Source organism: Mycobacterium adipatum (assembly GCF_001644575.1).
Lineage (GTDB): Bacteria > Actinomycetota > Actinomycetes > Mycobacteriales > Mycobacteriaceae > Mycobacterium > Mycobacterium adipatum.
In genome coordinates, this window is record NZ_CP015596.1 from 3,116,128 (window position 1) to 3,132,668 (window position 16,541).

General features: G+C 67.1%; 14 protein-coding genes and 1 pseudogene. 9 read left to right on the forward strand and 6 right to left on the reverse strand.

What is annotated here, in order from left to right; genetic code table 11:
* Positions 1–66: 66 nt before the first annotated feature.
* Positions 67–504 (reverse strand): VOC family protein, encoded by a 438-nt coding sequence (locus A7U43_RS14790; RefSeq protein WP_067996547.1) that lies wholly within the window; start codon positions 502–504, stop codon positions 67–69.
* 70 nt (positions 505–574) lie between these two features.
* On the reverse strand, positions 575–2,866 hold the full coding sequence (gene aceA / locus A7U43_RS14795) for an isocitrate lyase ICL2 (protein ID WP_067996551.1): 2,292 nt from the start codon (positions 2,864–2,866) through the stop codon (positions 575–577).
* Positions 2,867–2,981: 115 nt separating this feature from the next.
* On the opposite strand from aceA, the gene A7U43_RS14800 reads away from it, so the two are divergent.
* Positions 2,982–3,380 carry a DUF4267 domain-containing protein gene (locus A7U43_RS14800; RefSeq protein ID WP_067996554.1) on the forward strand — a complete coding sequence of 133 codons (399 nt, stop codon included), beginning with the start codon at positions 2,982–2,984 and terminating at the stop codon, positions 3,378–3,380.
* Here A7U43_RS14800 and A7U43_RS14805 read toward each other — a convergent pair.
* Positions 3,364–4,638: a spinster family MFS transporter gene (locus A7U43_RS14805; RefSeq protein ID WP_067996556.1), complete on the reverse strand. Its 1,275-nt coding sequence runs from the start codon at positions 4,636–4,638 to the stop codon at positions 3,364–3,366. The two genes, A7U43_RS14800 and A7U43_RS14805, sit on opposite strands and share 17 nt — an antisense overlap.
* A 195-nt stretch (positions 4,639–4,833) precedes the next feature.
* Between A7U43_RS14805 and A7U43_RS14810 the strand changes: the two genes are divergently transcribed.
* The 5 genes from A7U43_RS14810 to A7U43_RS14830 all read left to right on the forward strand — a co-directional run bounded on the left by A7U43_RS14810 (position 4,834) and on the right by A7U43_RS14830 (position 11,151).
* Positions 4,834–6,387 carry an alanine/glycine:cation symporter family protein gene (locus A7U43_RS14810; protein ID WP_067996559.1) on the forward strand — a complete coding sequence of 518 codons (1,554 nt, stop codon included), beginning with the start codon at positions 4,834–4,836 and terminating at the stop codon, positions 6,385–6,387.
* Between the two features lie 78 nt (positions 6,388–6,465).
* Positions 6,466–7,107 carry a sensor domain-containing protein gene (locus tag A7U43_RS14815; protein WP_231963320.1) on the forward strand — a complete coding sequence of 214 codons (642 nt, stop codon included), beginning with the start codon at positions 6,466–6,468 and terminating at the stop codon, positions 7,105–7,107.
* 55 nt (positions 7,108–7,162) lie between these two features.
* Positions 7,163–8,491, forward strand: coding sequence for an acyltransferase family protein (locus tag A7U43_RS14820; RefSeq protein ID WP_067996562.1), 1,329 nt, complete (start codon positions 7,163–7,165; stop codon positions 8,489–8,491).
* 9 nt (positions 8,492–8,500) lie between these two features.
* Positions 8,501–10,861, forward strand: a complete 2,361-nt coding sequence (locus tag A7U43_RS14825; RefSeq protein ID WP_067996565.1) for a Tex family protein — start codon at positions 8,501–8,503, stop codon at positions 10,859–10,861.
* A gap of 20 nt (positions 10,862–10,881) precedes the next feature.
* On the forward strand, positions 10,882–11,151 hold the full coding sequence (locus tag A7U43_RS14830) for a YdeI/OmpD-associated family protein (protein WP_068002762.1): 270 nt from the start codon (positions 10,882–10,884) through the stop codon (positions 11,149–11,151).
* A 2-nt stretch (positions 11,152–11,153) separates the two neighbouring features.
* Here A7U43_RS14830 and A7U43_RS14835 read toward each other — a convergent pair.
* Positions 11,154–12,397: pseudogene (locus tag A7U43_RS14835) on the reverse strand (MCE family protein).
* A 113-nt stretch (positions 12,398–12,510) separates the two neighbouring features.
* Complete coding sequence (locus tag A7U43_RS14840) at positions 12,511–13,668, reverse strand: acyl-CoA dehydrogenase family protein (protein ID WP_067996569.1); 1,158 nt, start codon at positions 13,666–13,668, stop codon at positions 12,511–12,513.
* A gap of 89 nt (positions 13,669–13,757) precedes the next feature.
* On the opposite strand from A7U43_RS14840, the gene A7U43_RS14845 reads away from it, so the two are divergent.
* From A7U43_RS14845 to A7U43_RS14855, 3 genes are all read left to right on the forward strand, one after another.
* Complete coding sequence (locus A7U43_RS14845) at positions 13,758–14,378, forward strand: TetR/AcrR family transcriptional regulator (protein ID WP_067996572.1); 621 nt, start codon at positions 13,758–13,760, stop codon at positions 14,376–14,378.
* A 73-nt stretch (positions 14,379–14,451) separates the two neighbouring features.
* A complete protein-coding gene (locus A7U43_RS14850) occupies positions 14,452–14,838 on the forward strand; it encodes a YidH family protein (RefSeq protein WP_068002765.1) in 387 nt (128 codons plus the stop codon).
* Position 14,839: 1 nt separating this feature from the next.
* On the forward strand, positions 14,840–15,187 hold the full coding sequence (locus tag A7U43_RS14855; protein WP_067996574.1) for a DUF202 domain-containing protein: 348 nt from the start codon (positions 14,840–14,842) through the stop codon (positions 15,185–15,187).
* Here the strand turns inward: A7U43_RS14855 and A7U43_RS14860 are convergent.
* The gene (locus tag A7U43_RS14860; RefSeq protein WP_068002769.1) at positions 15,184–16,530 is read right to left on the reverse strand and encodes an MBL fold metallo-hydrolase; all 1,347 of its coding nucleotides are present in this window, start codon (positions 16,528–16,530) and stop codon (positions 15,184–15,186) included. The genes A7U43_RS14855 and A7U43_RS14860 overlap by 4 nt on opposite strands.
* Positions 16,531–16,541: the final 11 nt, after the last annotated feature.

A 16,541-nucleotide genomic window follows, 5' to 3' on the forward strand; every position in this document is an offset into this window, starting at 1 on the left:
ATCTGGCCAGACGGACCGCATCCGGCACCCACCTCGGTCTCGACAACGGCGTCGGTGGCTAGCCACTCAGCTCTTCTTGAGGTCCTCGGCGAGCATCAGCAGGATGCCGCTGGGGCCGCGCAGGTAGGTGAGCTTGTAGGCGTCCGCATAGGTTGCCACCCCGCGTACTGGGCGGCAGCCGTGCCGCGCGGCGATCTCCAATGCCGCATCGATATCGTCGACCGAGAACGCGACGCGGTGCATCCCGATCTCGTTGGGCAGCGTGGGATCGGTTTCGATCGCGTCGGGATGGATGTACTCGAAGAGCTCCAGGCAACCCTGGCCGTCGGGGGTCTGCAGCATCGCGATCTTGGCGTGGTTGCCGTCGAGGCCGACGGCGGTGTCCGTCCATTCGCCACTGACGGTGTCACGGCCGGTGACGGTGAGACCGAGGTCGGTGAAAAAGGCGATCGTCGCTTCGAGGTCGCGGACGGCGATGCCGACGTTCTCCATCTTGATGGGCATTGTTCGGATGCTACTCAGGCCGTTTCGGCGCGGCTCCGCACGCTGAGACAACGGAACCGCGCCGAAACCGCTAGTCCTCCTTGCGGATCAGTTTGCCCAGTGCCTTCCGGTCGGAGGCCAGCAACTCATCGATGCGGCCCTGGTTGACGTCGGCGACGATGATCTCGCCGACCTCCTGGTACACATTGCTGAAAATGCCGTGCTTCTTCATCTTCTCGGTCTGGTAGATGTTGTCCTCGGTCGGGGTCACGTAGTACACGATCTCGGGCTTGAACCGGTGGATGAGCCACAGGTGGATGACGTCCATCAGACGCTTCTTGCGCAGCTTCTCGGCGTAGGTGTTCTGATCGCGCACCGTCAGGATGTTGCGTCCGTGCCGGTCCTTGATCGGGTCGACCACCACGTCGGCGAGCTTGTCGTCGCCGTCGCCGTAGATACCGAGCTCGAGCACATCGGAGCCGGCCCGGCGCGGGCGCAACTGCACCCGCAGCGTCTCGCCGATCTGGTAGTGCTCGGCCCACAGCGCCAGCCATTCCTCCAGCAGCTTGCGTGGCACCTCGGTCTGCACCAGGTGCTGGTGCTGGGTGGAACCCTTGCCCATCGACTTGGTGGTCGCGGTCCGGCCCGAGGAGGCGGCCAGCGCCGCGTCGCTGCGCGGACCGCCTACCAGGGTTTGCGGTGTGCGGTAAGGGGATTCGACCAGACGCATCTTGCGCTGCAGCCGGGCCAGCGACAACATGCCGTCCTGGAGCAGGGCGGTGGCGAACTCCTCGGCCGCCACCCCATCGATCTGGTGCCCGCCGTAGGTCATGAAATTGAAGACGAACCCGAGCTTGCCGATCTCGGCGGGGAAGGCCCGCATCTCGTCGTCACTCATGCCGGTGGTGTCCCAGTTGAACGACGGTGACAGGTTGTAGGCCAGCATCTTGTCCGGGTAGACGGCGTGGATGGCGTGCGCGAACTCGCGGGCGTCGGCCAGGTCGGCGGTTTTGGTTTCCATCCAGAGGATGTCGGCGAACGGCGCAGCGGCCAGCGATTTGGCGATCGCGTACGGGATGCCACCGCGGATCTGGTAGTAGCCCTCGGGGGTTTTCACCCGCTCGGGATCCCAGGCCACATCGGCGCCGAGTTCCTTGGCCTTGCCCCTTGCCGCATACAGCGAGGCGCCGGCGGCGAACTGCCGCCACTCGGCCGCGCTCATGTCGCCCTGCTCGCCCTCACGCTCGCGGAACTCCAGCAACTCGGCGACCGCGTCGCCGTAGGTTTCCAGGCCGGCGTCGTTCTGCCAGGCCTCCACGAACTGCGATTCCACCCCGTCGAACAACGCATCGACGGACTGACCGGGCTCCTTCTTGTAGGACTCGACCGCGGTGGCGATCGCCGCCAAGATGCCTTGGCTCTCCAACCACGCCTCGGCCGCGGCATATTCGCCTTCCGGCAGCGCGTAGAGCAGATGGCCGTTGAGTTCGGTGACGCCCAGGGTGTGGAAATGCCGCGTCATCGCCAGAAAACAGGATTTGTACGGCGGGACCTTCAGATTTGTCGCACCCAGCAGGAACGGTTGGTCACGCTCGTCGGCCCGGCTGTCGATCAGGTTGGCCGCCTCGGCATCGGTGCGGGCCACGATGATGCCCGGCACCCGCATGATGTCGAGCTGGAACCTTGCGGTGTTGAGTCGCTTGATCTGTTCGTCGGAGGGCACCAGTACCTTGCCGCCCTGATGCCCGCACTTCTTGGTGCCCGGCCGCTGATCCTCGATGTGATATCCGGGCACGCCGGATTCGACAAAGCGGCGAATCAGGTTGCGCACGTGCGGATCACCACCGTGGCCGGTATCGGCGTCGGCGATGATGAACGGCCGGTAGTCCACCGCCGGGGTCGATGCACGCTGCTCGGGGGTCATCTTGAGCCGCAGATACTGTTGATTGCGGTCGGCGGTGAGCAGCGCGCGCACCAGGCCGGCTGCCTCGTCGGGCACCTGGCTCAGCGGGTAGCTGGCCAGGTCGGGCCCCGGATCCTCGCTGATCGATCCCTTCGCCGAGGTCGCCCAGCCGCCCAGATAGATCCCCTCGATACCCATCCGCTTCATCGTCACGGCCTGGCCGGGGGAGTACGGCCCGAAAGTGGTGATGCTCTTCTTCTGAGCGAACAGTTCCCGAAGGCGTGGGTAGAACGCGGCGGCCGCCTCCCGGGCCACCGGATAGTCCGACGGGATGGTGCCGCGCTGCTCGGCGACCTGGCGGGCCGAGTACAACCTCGTGATGCCCTCGAATCGTGGGCTGTCGAAGTACTCCTGGGTGGCCGCCACCTCCCGTTCGAAGTCCTGTTCTCCAGTTGCGGCGCCGGCTGCGCGTTTGGCCATGGGTCTGCTCCTCTTCGAGCTCGGGTCTGTTGATTATCGCGGGGTGCGGCGTGCACCGTAGGCGAGTTGGGCAATTGGGCACGGTCGCAACGGACTGAACCCTAGGCTTCCAGCCATGTCGATCGACCGGGCGGCGCTGGCCGCGGGCAGCATCCGATTGGCCTCGGGAGTGTCGTTTCTCGTGGATCCGATCAAGGCCAACCGCCTGTGGGGTTCGCCCGATACGCCCGACCCGACCGCGCAGCTGCTGCTGCGCTCGATGGGATACCGCGACGCACTGATCGGCGGCCTGCTGCTCGCCGCGGGACTGCGCGGAAAGGGCACCCGCGGTTGGTTTTTGGCATCCGGTGGGGCAGATGCCGCGGATCTGCTGGGCGGTGTCGGTGTGCATGCGCAGATGCCACGTTCGCAGCGGATCATCGGGCTCGGCGGTGCGGTGATCGGGATCGGGGTGGGGTTGTGGGGTGCGACGCGGCGGCCCGTGAAGGCCGAGCCGGCTAGCGTTCCTCGATGATGTCGCGGCGGTAGCGACGCGCGGCAAGCGCGTAGCAGCCGACCGCAACCAGCTGCATCGTCGGTACCAGGACCAGCAGGGCACGGCCCAGCGCCCGGGGCCCCAGCTCGCCGGTCAGTGCGTCGCTGATCACGCCGGTCAGGAACGGCCCGACAGCACCCAATGTCGCATTGAAGAACAAGAAGATCGCCGACGCCGTCGCGCGGTGCTCGGGCAGCACCAGGCGCTGGATGGCCGCGATGGAGGGCGCCAGATAGGCGATGCCGATGACATAACTCAACGCCAGCAGCCAGACGCACCACGTCCGGTTCTCCACGATGAACGCCAGCCCGGAGGCCGGCAGCAGGATCGCGATCAGGATGACCACGATCCACAGCAGCCAGCGCGGGTCGCGGGCCGCGAGCCGATCGGAGATCCGCCCGACGATCAGCAGACCCAGAATGCCGAGCAGCCCGGTCGCCAGGCCGTAGGAGATGCCGACCTGGCCCAGTGACATGCCGTGGGAGCGCATCAGGAACGCTGGCGCGAAGGCGGTCAGCGAGTAGCCTGCCGCCGAGACCAGTGCGGTGCCCGCCACCATCGCCAGGAAGCTGGGCTTGCGCAGCAGATCCCACCAGTTCACCGTGGTCGAGTGCTCCCGCAGCGGTGCGGTCGGCAGGCTCTGGCGACTGCCGACCACCCAGAGCACCAGCGGCACGAGCAGCACGCTGATCCCGCCCATCACCACGAAAGCCATTCGCCAGCCCAGGCTCTCGGCCAGCAGACCACCGCCGAGCAGGCTGGCGGCACTGGCGAGCGGGACGGACATGGTGATGACCGCCAGCGGGGCCGACCGTTTCGAGGGCAGGAAATTGCGCGCCACGTAGGCATGCGCGGCCGGTGTGCTGCCCGCCTCGCCGACGGCAACCCCGACACGGGTCAGCGCGAGCTGGAACCCGGACTGCACGGCGCCGCCCAACATGGTCATCGAACCCCACAGCGTCAGGCAGCCCGCGATCACCGCCCCGAACATGCCGCGGTCGGCGACACGGGCGATCACGATGCCCAGCACGGCGTACACGATCAGGAAGCCGAACCCGTTGATGATGCCGATCGCAGTGTCCGATAAGGCCAGATCCCGCTTGATGGGTTCGGCGAGTACGCCCGGCAGAAAACGATCGACGTAGTTGAGGGTGCCCACCAGCGCGAGCACCGCGACGGCGGCCCACGCGCGACGCGGGTCGTGCGTGGACTGGGGTTCGAGCGGGGCGGTCGACATCGTCTCCTCCGGGGCTTGGCCTGGCCGAGGTAGCTTTACAGAGCCGATTCAGGTTGTCAGAGGTTTGTGCGCGGGCGGGTAGCGGGTAGCGGATTCGCTAACACCGGATTGACGAGTTGTTAACACAAAGCCACCTTGCCTTTGCAACGATGCAGAGCGGAAACGCAGGCCAACCCGAGCACCGGACGGAGCATCGTGACCGAATTTCTCGACACTCTCAACAGCTATATCTGGAGCAACGCACTGATCTATCTGTGCCTGGCCGCGGGTGTCTACTTCTCGGTCCGCTCGCGTTTCGTCCAGGTCCGGCAGTTCAAAGAAATGATCCGGCTGATGCTGAAGGGCGAGAAATCGCCGTCCGGCGTATCATCGTTCCAGGCGCTGACGATGTCGCTGGCCGGGCGGGTGGGCACCGGAAACATTGCCGGGGTGGCCACCGCCATCGCGTTCGGCGGGCCCGGTGCGCTGTTCTGGATGTGGACGGTCGCCTTCCTCGGCGCGTCGACGAGCTTCGTCGAGTGCACCCTCGGCCAGATCTACAAGACCCGCGACCGCATCACCGGTGAGTACCGCGGCGGGCCGGCCTACTACCTCAGCCGGGCGATGGCGCACACCAAGGCCGCGCCGCTGTTCAAGGTGTACGGCCTGATCTTCGCGGCGGTCACGGTGCTCGCCTGCGGACTGCTGCTGCCCAGCGTCCAGTCGAACTCCATGGCGTCGGCGATGAACCAGTCGTGGGGTGTGTCGAAGTGGGTTGTCGGCGTGTGCACGGTGATCCTGTTGGCGTTCGTGATCATCGGTGGCGTCAAGCGCATCGCGGCATTCGCCTCGATCGTGGTGCCGTTCATGGCCGTCGTGTACATCGCGTTGGCGATGGTCATCGTGATCGCCAACGCCGACGCCCTGCCCGGTGTCCTCAAACTCATCTTCGAGAGTGCCTTCGGACTGGACGCCGGCTTCGGCGCCATCGTCGGGGCCGCGGTGATGTGGGGTGTCAAGCGTGGCATCTACTCCAACGAGGCGGGCCAGGGGACCGGCCCACACGCCGCCGCGGCCGCCGAGGTGTCCCATCCCGCGAAGCAGGGCCTGGTGCAGGCGTTCGCCGTGTACGTCGACACCCTGTTCATCTGTTCGGCGACCGGTTTCCTGATCCTGTCGACCGGCGCGTACCGGGTGTACGAAGGGGAGAGCGCGACCGGCGCGGTGCTGGCCGAGGGTGGCGCGCTGCCCGCCGATGTGGAAGTGGGGCCGACCTTCGCCCAAGTCGGATTCGACACCCTGTGGCAGGGCGCCGGTTCGAGCTTCATCGCGGTGTCGTTGGCGTTCTTCTGCCTGACCACCATCATCGCCTACTACTACATGGCCGAGACGAACCTGCGATTCATCCTGGGCAAGGCTGCGCCGGTGCCGGTACCGCTGATCAGGGGCACGGTCGGTGGCAACGCCACCATCCTGTTGCAGGCGTTGATCCTGGGCTCGGTGGTCTCGGGTGCGGTCTCGACGGCGACGGAGGCCTGGACCCTCGGCGATATCGGTGTCGGACTGATGGCGTGGCTCAACATCATCGGCATCATCATCCTGCAACAGCCCGCCTACAAGGCGCTGCGTGACTACGAAAAGCAGAAGAAGCAGGGACTCGACCCGATCTTCGACCCGATTCCACTCGGTATCGTCGGCGCGAAATTCTGGGAGACGCGCGACCCGGTCACCGGCAAGGAGCGGATGGCGGTGCCGACACCGGTCGAATGAGGCGCGGCAGCCTTGGTCTGCCGAGTCGCGGATTCGAAGCCGATCGGAGATGGGGCCGACCTACCTAGACTGGCCCGCGTGGCGCGATGGTGGGTGGCGTGGGTCGTGGCGCTTGTCGTGGTGGGTTGCACCCGGTCGATCGAGGATCCGCAGGCGCGGCCGGCGGCACCGGTGGGACCGGTCTCCCCGTTGCAGGTCGGTGACCTGCTGAGTCCGGATGTGATGACCAAGGACGGCAATCTGTTCGCCGAGGTCGAACCCGCGCGGTGCGCCGGGGTTGCCCGTGAGGTCGATCCGCCGTTCATCGTCGAGCACCACCCCGAGGCCCGAGACGGTGGGCACTGGTCTGCTGCTGTCGGTGGTGTCGAAGCCGTGGTGGAGGAGATGGTGGCGGTGATGCCGTCGACGTTCTCGGCAACCGACGCCCTGACGGCGGCCCGCGGCACCATCGCCGCCTGCCGCGACACCCCGGTCACCGTCACCACGATGTACGGCCGGACGTACACCTTCCGGGTGACCGAAGCGGAGCAGCCCGCCCCCGCGGGCGCGATCCTGTGGTCACTGCGTGCCCCCGAATGGAACTGCGACAACTTCCTCGCCGCCGCATACAACGCCGCCATCGAGCTGACCAGCTGCGGTGCGGCCGGCGGGATCGACATCGCCGCGGCGGCCGAGGATGCGCTCGGCCGCATCGAAGCGCTGGCCGATACGTCGGCCTGACACGCAGGTAGTCCTACTCATCCCGTTCCGGGCACCGGTCGGGCACGCTGTACCCATGCCGCTGCCCAACCTGCTTCCCGCTCGCGACAGTGTCGCGACCCCCGCGCCCGGCCGCGACCGCGCCATCGATGTCGCTCGGCTGTCCGCACTGGTGACGGTCATGTTCGGGCATTGCGCGCTGCTGCTGGCCACCATCGACGAGGGTGGCCTGCGGATCGGGAACATCCTGGGTGAGCTGCCACACCTGGCGCCGATCACCTGGGCCGTGCAGGTGATGCCACTGTTCTTCTTCGCCGGCGGTGCGGCCGGCGCCTACGGCTGGCATCCCGACGGTTCGGCGTCCGGTAAGACCTGGGGCAGCTGGCTGGTCGGCCGCACGCAGCGGCTGTGCCGGCCGGTGTTCTGGTACCTGGCGTTCTGGACGGCGGCCCTGCTGGTGGCGCGGCTGACGCTCGGAGCGGAGTCCGCCGACCGGCTCGGGCGCGAGTGTGTGGCGCTGCTGTGGTTTCTCGGCGTCTACCTCCTGGTCATCGCCTTCGTGCCGGCCCTGACCCGGTTGCGCCGGCCGGGCGGGGTCGCGGCGGTGACCGCGGCGCTGGTGGTGGCCGCTGCGCTGATCGACCAGGTGCGCTTCGCGGTGGGCTCCGCCGATGCCGGGGTGCTGAACTTCGTGGTGGTGTGGCTGATCCCGGTCGTGATCGGCGTGGGCTACGCCCGCCGCCTGATCCGGGTACCGGCGGCGCTGGCCATCGCGGCGGTGGCGCTGATCGTCCAGGTGGTGCTCGTCGTGTACGGGCCCTACGAGGTCGCGCTCGTCACCAACGGCAGCAGCGACGGGGTGTCCAATGTGTCGCCGCCGACGGTGCTGCTCGCGATGCACTGCGTCTGGATGTCGTGTGCCTTCGTGGCGATCGCCGGGATCGTCGAACGCGTGGCCGAACGTCCGCGGGTCTGGTATGTCGTGGCCGTCGGCAACTCCGGCGCGATGACGCTCTACCTCTGGCACATTCCGGCCATCGCCGTCGCGGCGTTCACCCTCAACGCGTTCGGCCTGGACGCCTGGGATGTGCACGCCCCGGATTTCTGGGCGCTGCTGGCCCTGCGGGCCGCGGTGTTCGCGGTCGTGATGCTCGCGACGTTCCTGCTGCTGTCTCCGCTGGAGCACCGCAGGCTGCCGTGGTGGGATGACGCCGTCGGTGCGACCGGCGTGCGTTCGATCGCGGCCGGGGTACTGGTCTGCGTGGCCGGTGTGTCGATGCTGCTGGTCGCGAAGAACGGACTGGCCGGTGTCGACGGTTGGGTGCCGCTGGCCGGTTTCCTGGTCGCGGTGCTGGCGGCGCGCGGGTGCGCCGGCCGGCGCGGTCTTGTCGGCGACGTTCGATAGGGTCTCCGGGTGACGTCGAGCGCGCCCGTGGGGATCAGCACATCTGTAAATGCCCGTCTCGCTGAGGAACTGGCTGTTGCCGAAGGGCAGGTGGCCGCCGCTGTGCGACTGCTCGACGAGGGTGCCACGGTGCCGTTCATCGCCAGGTACCGCAAGGAGGTGACCGGCAGCCTCGATGACGGGCAGTTGCGCACCTTGGAGGAGCGGCTGTCCTACCTGCGGGAGATGGACCAGCGGCGTGAGGCGGTGTTGGCGTCCATCGAGGAGCAGGGCAAGCTCACCGACGAACTGCGCGCGGCGCTGTTGGCGGCGGACACCAAGGCGCGCATCGAGGACATCTACCTGCCGTACAAGCCGAAGCGCCGGACCAAGGCGCAGATCGCCCGCGAGGCCGGCCTGGAGCCGTTGGCCGACCGGCTGGTCGCCGATCCCACCCTGGCGCCGGAGACCGTCGCCGCCGAGTTCGTCGGTGAGCACGTCGCCGACGCTGCCGCCGCACTCGATGGTGCCCGGCACATTCTGATCGAACGTGCCGCCGAGGACGCCGAGCTGGTCGGTGAGGTGCGGACCACGTTCTGGAACGAGGGCACACTTCGGACCGCGCCGTGGTCCGAGGAAGCGGCCAAAAGCCCGGCGGGACAGAAGTTCCGAGACTATTTCGAATACTCCGAGCCGCTGGAGAAGATGCCTTCGCACCGGGTCCTGGCCGTCATGCGCGGTGAGAAGGAACAGATTCTCGCGCTGAACTTCGACGGCGGAGACGAACTGGCCTATCAGGCGCGTATCGCGCGGAGCCTGGGCATCGACATGACCGCCGCCGACGCCGCCGCCACCGGTTGGCTGGCCACCACGGTGCGGCTGGCCTGGCGCACCAAGCTGATGATCTCGGCCGCCGTCGATGCCCGGCTGCGGCTGCGGCACCGCGCCGAGGACGACGCGGTCGCCGTTTTCGCCCGCAATCTGAAGGACCTGCTGTTGGCCGCTCCGGCCGGAACCCGTACCACCCTCGGGCTGGATCCCGGCTTCCGGACGGGGGTGAAGGTGGCGGTGGTGGACGGCACCGGCAAGGTCGTCGACACCTGCGCGATCTTCCCGCACCAGCCGCAGAAGCAGTGGGATGCCGCCAAGGCGACCTTGGCCGCGCTGGTCGCCCGGCACGGGGTCGAGCTGATCGCCGTCGGCAACGGCACCGCATCGCGGGAGACCGATGCGCTGGCCGCCGAACTGATCGCCGATATCCGCTCGACCGGAGCGAACCCGCCGGTCAAGGCGATGGTCAGCGAGGCCGGAGCGTCGGTGTACTCTGCGTCGGCCTACGCCGCGCACGAGCTGCCGCAGCTCGACGTCACGCTGCGCGGCGCGGTGTCGATCGCACGCCGGCTGCAGGACCCCCTGGCCGAACTGGTGAAGATCGAACCCAAGTCGATCGGCGTTGGCCAGTATCAGCACGATGTCTCCCCGGGCACGTTGGCGCGCAGCCTCAACGCCGTTGTCGAGGACGCCGTGAACGCTGTCGGTGTCGACCTCAACACCGCGTCGGTACCGCTGCTGGCCCGGGTGTCGGGGGTGACCGACTCGTTGGCCGAGGCCATCGTGGCACACCGGGAGAACACCGGTCCGTTCCGCAACCGCAGCGCGTTGCTAGAGGTTCCTCGCTTGGGGCCCAAGGCTTTCGAGCAGTGTGCCGGATTCCTGCGGATCACCGATGGGGAGGACCCGTTGGACGCCTCCGGCGTGCATCCCGAGGCCTATCCGGTGGTGCACCGCATCTTGGACCGCAAAGGGGTCACGCTGGCCGAACTGATCGGTAGCGAGCGGATGCTCCGTGCGATCAGACCCGCCGATATCGCCGACGAACGATTCGGGATCCCGACGGTCACCGATATCCTCGCCGAGCTGGAGAAGCCGGGGCGCGACCCGCGCCCGGCGTTCACCACCGCGACCTTCGCCGCCGGGGTGGAGAAGGTCGCGGATCTCAAGGTCGGCATGGTGCTTGAGGGGGTGGTCACCAACGTGGCGGCCTTCGGGGCCTTCGTCGATATCGGCGTGCACCAGGATGGACTGGTGCACGTGTCCGCCTTGGCGGATCGTTTCGTCTCCGACCCGCACGAGGTGGTCAAGTCCGGTCAGGTGGTGAAGGTGAAGGTACTCGAGGTCGACGTCGACCGTCAGCGGATCGGATTGTCGTTGCGTCTCAACGACACTCCGGGTGCGGGCAAACCGAAGCAGGCCGGCAAGCCAGCCGATCGCAACCGGGGTGGTAGCCAACCCCGAAACCAAAACCGTGCCAAGAACTCCGGCCGCCGCGAGTCCGCGGCGCCCAGCGGGTCGATGGCGGATGCACTGCGAAACGCCGGCTTCGGCCGGTAATCAGGCACTATCCTCAGGTGGTGACGACTCAACGGATTCCGGGTGGGGTGGTACACCGGATGCCGGCGGATCTGCGCGCCGCACTGCTGGCCAACGACACGGCGCTGGTGGCCTGGAAGGACATCACGCCGCTGGCGCGCAACGAATTCATCTGCTGGGTCGAGGATGCCAAACAGGAGAAGACCCGCGAACGCCGCATCCGCCGGACGCAGGAGGAGCTCGAGGAAGGCCAGCGTCGCCCCTGCTGCTGGCCCGGGTGCAAGCACCGGGAGCGTACCGGGAAGGCCTAGCGTCACGGGTTGATGGTGTCTTCCCCGGCCTGACGGCCCCACACGTACTCGGACGCCAGCGGTTGACCGATCTCGAAGTGGTTGTACGGCGCGATGCTGGCACCGGTGTCCATCACCAGGTAGGGCATCGGGAACAGGTCCCGGGTGATCGGCTGCCAACATCCGGGGCGCCCGCCGGGTCCGCCGCGGGCGTTGATCCGGGGAAGATTGTCCGGGAACACATAGCGATTGGCCGCCCCCACCAACTCATTCCGCAGCCTGAGCGAATAGCCGTTGCCGCCGAGCATCTCCGCGAAGCGGGGAGCGACATCGCTGTAGTTGCGCAGGGTGCACAGCAGCTGCGGACTGTAGTAGTCCAATAAGGCGCTCGTCGGCAACAGATCTTGTGCGCCGCGCACGGGCCGCCACGCTCGAACACCTCGGAGGCGGTATCGGCGAAGCCGACCGCCGCCATCAGCGCAGCATCGACGGTCGCCCGCTCGGTGTTGATGGTGTGCGCACCGATCGTGGCATGGTCGAGCCCGTCGAACAGGTCTGCCGCGGAGTCGGCGTAGATCGTCGACAGGTCGGCCAACCCGATGATATCTCGGCGGAGTTGCGGCATAAGGGAATTGAACTCACTCAGCACGACGTTACCGTCGACGAGCGCCCGGCCGAACTCGTCGCCCAGGCCGTTGAGCGCCTGCGCGGTCGCTGTCAGGGTCGCATTCAGCTTCACCGGGTCCACCTGCTCGGCTATGCCCATGATGGTCTCGAACACGGTGTTGAACTCGGTGGTTGTTGCCGTGGCGTTGATGACCGCATTCGGGGCGAGGCTGTCCCGGGATGGATGCGCCGGCGACAGGAACGAGATGTACTTGTTGCCGAAAACCGTTGTCGCCCGCAGTTGCGCGTCGACATTGGCCGGAACCAGGGGCAGATACTGCGGTTTGACGTCCAGCGTCAGCTTCGCCCGTGTGTGTCCTCCGTCGGTCGCCACGTCCGTGGATACCAGCCGGCCGATCGGGACGCCGTTGAAGGTCACCTTGGAACCGGGGTCCATGGACAGACCGGCGCGCTCGGCCATCAACACCACCGTGACATTGGTGTCGAAGTAACCGCGGAACAGCGCCCAGCTCAGCCCGAACACCAGCGCAACGATCAACAGCAGTACCGTGCCCGCGGTGCGGTAGGGCGGTTCCCTTGGATCGTTGGTCGGACCGTCGTCCGTCTCGTCGATCTGGTCGGCGGGTGGCACCGTGATCATCGGCCAAGTGCACCACAGGACAACAACTTTGCGCTCATCGCCGGACTGTGACCCTGGTGGTGCCGGGCCGCCGGTGTGATGCCGGCAACAATGCCGGAGGTGGCACTCGTGCGCTAGAGGCCCATGTCCTTGGCGATGATCATCTTCATCACCTCACTGGTACCGCCGTAGATGCGGCTGACCCGGTTGTCGGCGTAGAGCCGGGCGATCGGGTACTCGTTGATGTAGCCGTAGCCGCCGTGCAGCTGCAGGCAACGGTCGATGACCTTGGCGGCGATATCGGTGCAGAAGAGTTTTGCCGCGGCGGCGTCGGCCGGGGTCAGTTCGTCACGGTCATGGGCTTCCATGGCGCGGTCGACGACGGCCTCGGCCGCGTCGACATCGGCCTTGCAGGCCGCCAGTTCGAATTTGGTGTTCTGGAACGCCGCAACCGGTTTCCCGAATACGGTGCGGTCCTTGGTGTATTGGGCGGCGAAGGCGACGGCAGCCTTGGCCTGGGCGTAGGCGCCGACCGCGATGGCCAGGCGTTCGCGGGGCAGATTCTGGCCCAGATACGAAAAGCCCATGTGGAGCTCGCCCAGGACGTCCTCGACGGGCACCTTGACGTCGACGAAGTTGAGTTCGGCGGTATCGCTGGTCCGCAGTCCTAGCTTGTCGAGCTTGCGGCCCACCTCGTAGCCGGCGGACTTCGTGTCGACCACCAGCAGCGAGATGCCGTAGCGGCGGTCGTCCTCGCGTGGTGCGGCGGTGCGTGCGCAGACGATGACCCGGTCGGCGTGTACGCCGCCGGTGATGAAGGTCTTGGAGCCATTGAGCACGTAGTGCGTGCCATCTCCGGAAGGTTTTGCGGTGGTCCGCATTCCGGCCAGATCCGAGCCGGTTCCCGGCTCGGTCATGGCGATGGCGAACATGATCTCGCCGGACATCATGCCGGGGTACCAACGCTGCTTCTGTTCCTCGGTGGCAAGCGCCTTGAGGTAGGGCAGGCACAGTCCGATGTGCACGCTGGACCCGCCGAAGGACACCGCGGCCCGGGACAACTCCTCGGTGACGATGGCCTGGAATTTGTAGGAGTCGATCCCTGACCCGCCGTACTCGGTGGGGATCTCGATACCGAAGATGCCCAATTCGCCGAGCTTGTAGTAGAAATCGCGAGGGGCGATGCCGGCCTCGAACCACTCGTCGTATACCGGCACGACCTCGGCGGCGATGAAGTCCCGGATCATCGCGCGGAAGTCTTCGTGTTCCTGGTTGTAGACGGTCCTCTGCATCGGTGCCTCTCCTTTAGCGAACAGTGTTAGCTATTGACAACCACTATAAGCTAACGGCGTTTACTTGAGCAATCGCGGGAGGTGAGGACTTGGGCAGACCCCGCGTACTCAGTCGCGAGCGCATCCGCGACAGCGCACTGATGATCATCGACCGATCCGGGCTCGGGGAATTGTCCATGCGCAAACTCGCCGGCGAACTCGGCGTGCAGGCGGCCTCGCTGTACAAGCACTACTCGACCAAGGACGAAGTCCTCGACGATGTCGCCAGTCTGATCGTGACCACCGTGGACACCTCGGCCTTCGATGCCGACGAGAACTGGCCCGTCGCGCTGGCCGCCTGGGCACGCTCCTACCGCGCGGCGCTGGTATCGCACCCAAACATGGTGCCGTTCCTGGCCGGCGGCCCCGGCCAGCGCGACGAGAGTCTGCGCATCGCGGATTCCGTGCACGGCGGCCTGGTGCGGGCGGGCTGGCCGCCTCGGGAGGCGACTCTGATCGGCGCCGCCACCCGTTCGCTGGTGCTGGGATCGACCGTCGGTTCCTTCTCGCGCGGTTTCGTCGACGATGTCCAGGTGTACCGCGACCGCTACCCGCACATGGACCAGGCGCATCTGCTGCGTGCGAAGGCCAGTGAAATCGACACGGCCAGCTTCGAACTCGCGCTGACCGCCTTTGTCGATGGACTACGCATGCGGTTCGCCGCCGCGTGAACGGAACGCCGAGTTGTCGCGGGCTTCCCGGAGTACGCTCGCACCCAATGTGTCCCCGAGGATGGGTGTGCCGATGAGCTCAGCCGACGACGATCGGTGCACGGGCGGTCCTGCCGTCGAGGAGGAGCCCGACTATCGCTTCACGCTGGCCAACGAGCGGACCTTTCTGGCGTGGATTCGAACGGCGCTGGCGTTGATCGCCGGTGGCATCGCCGTCGTTCAGTTCGTGCCGTCCTTCGGGATCCCCGGCGTGCGGCACGGCCTGAGCGTGGTGCTGACCGCCGGCGGTGGGCTGTTGGCGGCACTGGCGGTGCGGCGCTGGCAGCGCGTGCAGGTAGCGATGCGCCGGCACGAGGACCTACCCGCCACGCGGGTGCCGGCGCTGCTCGGTGGCGCGATTTTCGTCGTCACCGTCGCGGTTCTGGTGATCTTGGTCGTCTGGCCGCCGGCGCGGGGGTGACATGGCGCGCCGAGAGCCCTGGAAGCCCGGGTTGCCTGCCGAGCGCACGTTGTTGTCCTGGGAGAGAAGCGCCTTCGGGTTCCTGGTGGGCGGCGCGTTGGTGCTACTACGACAGCACGGCCCGCTCGGACCGGGCCGGGTGGTCCTGGCGCTGATGGCGACGCTGCTCGCGTTGCTCGTCCTGGCCCTCGGCTACCGGCGGTCGCGGCAGATCAGGACGAGTCCGGTCGTGGCGGGGCGGATCGTCATACCCGCTGCGCACAACCTGATCCTGCTGATCGGGGGCGCCACCATCGCCTTCGCCACCGCGGTCGTTGTCGCCCTGCTGTATTCGATGGCGCTGGGCTAACGAACCAAACCCAGCTCTTCGGCTCGATCAAAGCCGTCGTCGACGAGGACCACCGTGCGGTCATCCCGGTCGATCAAGGACGCGGCGATGGACGAGCGGTACCCGGAGGCGCAGTGCACCCACACCTCACCGACGGGGATTTCACCCAGGCGAACGGTGATTTCGTGCAGCGGAATATTGAGTGCCCCGGGAACGTGACCGTCGGCGAACTCGCCGGTTTGCCGAACATCGAGCACGGAGAGGTCGTGGGTGCGCAGGGCCTCGGCAAGATCGGCGAAGTCCGCGACCCGATAGGACCGTAGTGGCTCGTCGCCGGTCAACGAACGGATATCGTCCACAGCCGACCCGGTCAGGTTGTCGACGCCGATGCGCGCGAGTTCGCGCCGAGCATCCGCGATCTGGGACTGGTCATCACCGATGAGGGTCAGCGGCGAACCCCAGGAGTAGAGCCATCCGAGGTAGGTGACAAACGAATCCGAGAGTTCGAAGCCCAGGGTGCCGCCGAGGTGGCCGGCGGCGAAAGCGGTCCGGTTGCGGAGGTCCACGACCCACTCGCCGGCGCCGATGCGGCGACGCAACTCCCGCGCGTCCACCGGCTGCGGAAGCGACAGATCCACCGGATCGGGCCCTTGGGTGTTGATCACGCCCATGTGCGCGTAGTACGCCGGATAGGCCGCCAGGCCTGCGATCAGCTGGTCGACATAGCTCTGCTCGTCCTGGGTGAGGGCCGGATTGTCCTGCCGCTGATCGGCGATGGTCGATGCGTCGCCGCTGGCCGGGGTCGCCGAGCAGAAGCTGCCGAACCCATGCGTCGGGTAGACCTGAGTGTGATCCGGCAATTCGGCTGCGAGCCGGCGCACCGAACGGAACTGCGCGTGCGTGAGCTCCTCGGTGTGCTCGGAGCCCAGCAGGTCGGTACGCCCGGTGGTCCCGTGCAGCATCGACCCTCCGGTGAACACGCCGGCGACCGTCCCGGCAGCGTCATGGAGCACGTAGCTGACGTGATTGTGGGTATGGCCGGGGGTGTGCATGACCTGCAACCGGAGGGGGCCCGCCGCGATCACATCGCCATCCCCGACCGCGCGTCGCTGATAGCCGACCTCATCGCCGGTGGGCACCACGTACTCGGCGCCGACGGTCCGTGACAGTTCCAGGCCACCGGTGACGTAGTCGTTGTGGATATGTGTCTCCAGGACGTGGGTGATGCGTACCCCGCGTGCGCGGGCCAGGTCGAGGACGCGATCGATATCGCGCTGCGGGTCGATCACGACGGCGATACCCTCGGCGCCGATCAGGTAGCTGCGGTCACCCAATCCGGACGTCTCGATGATGGCCACGTCGATCTCGGTGGACG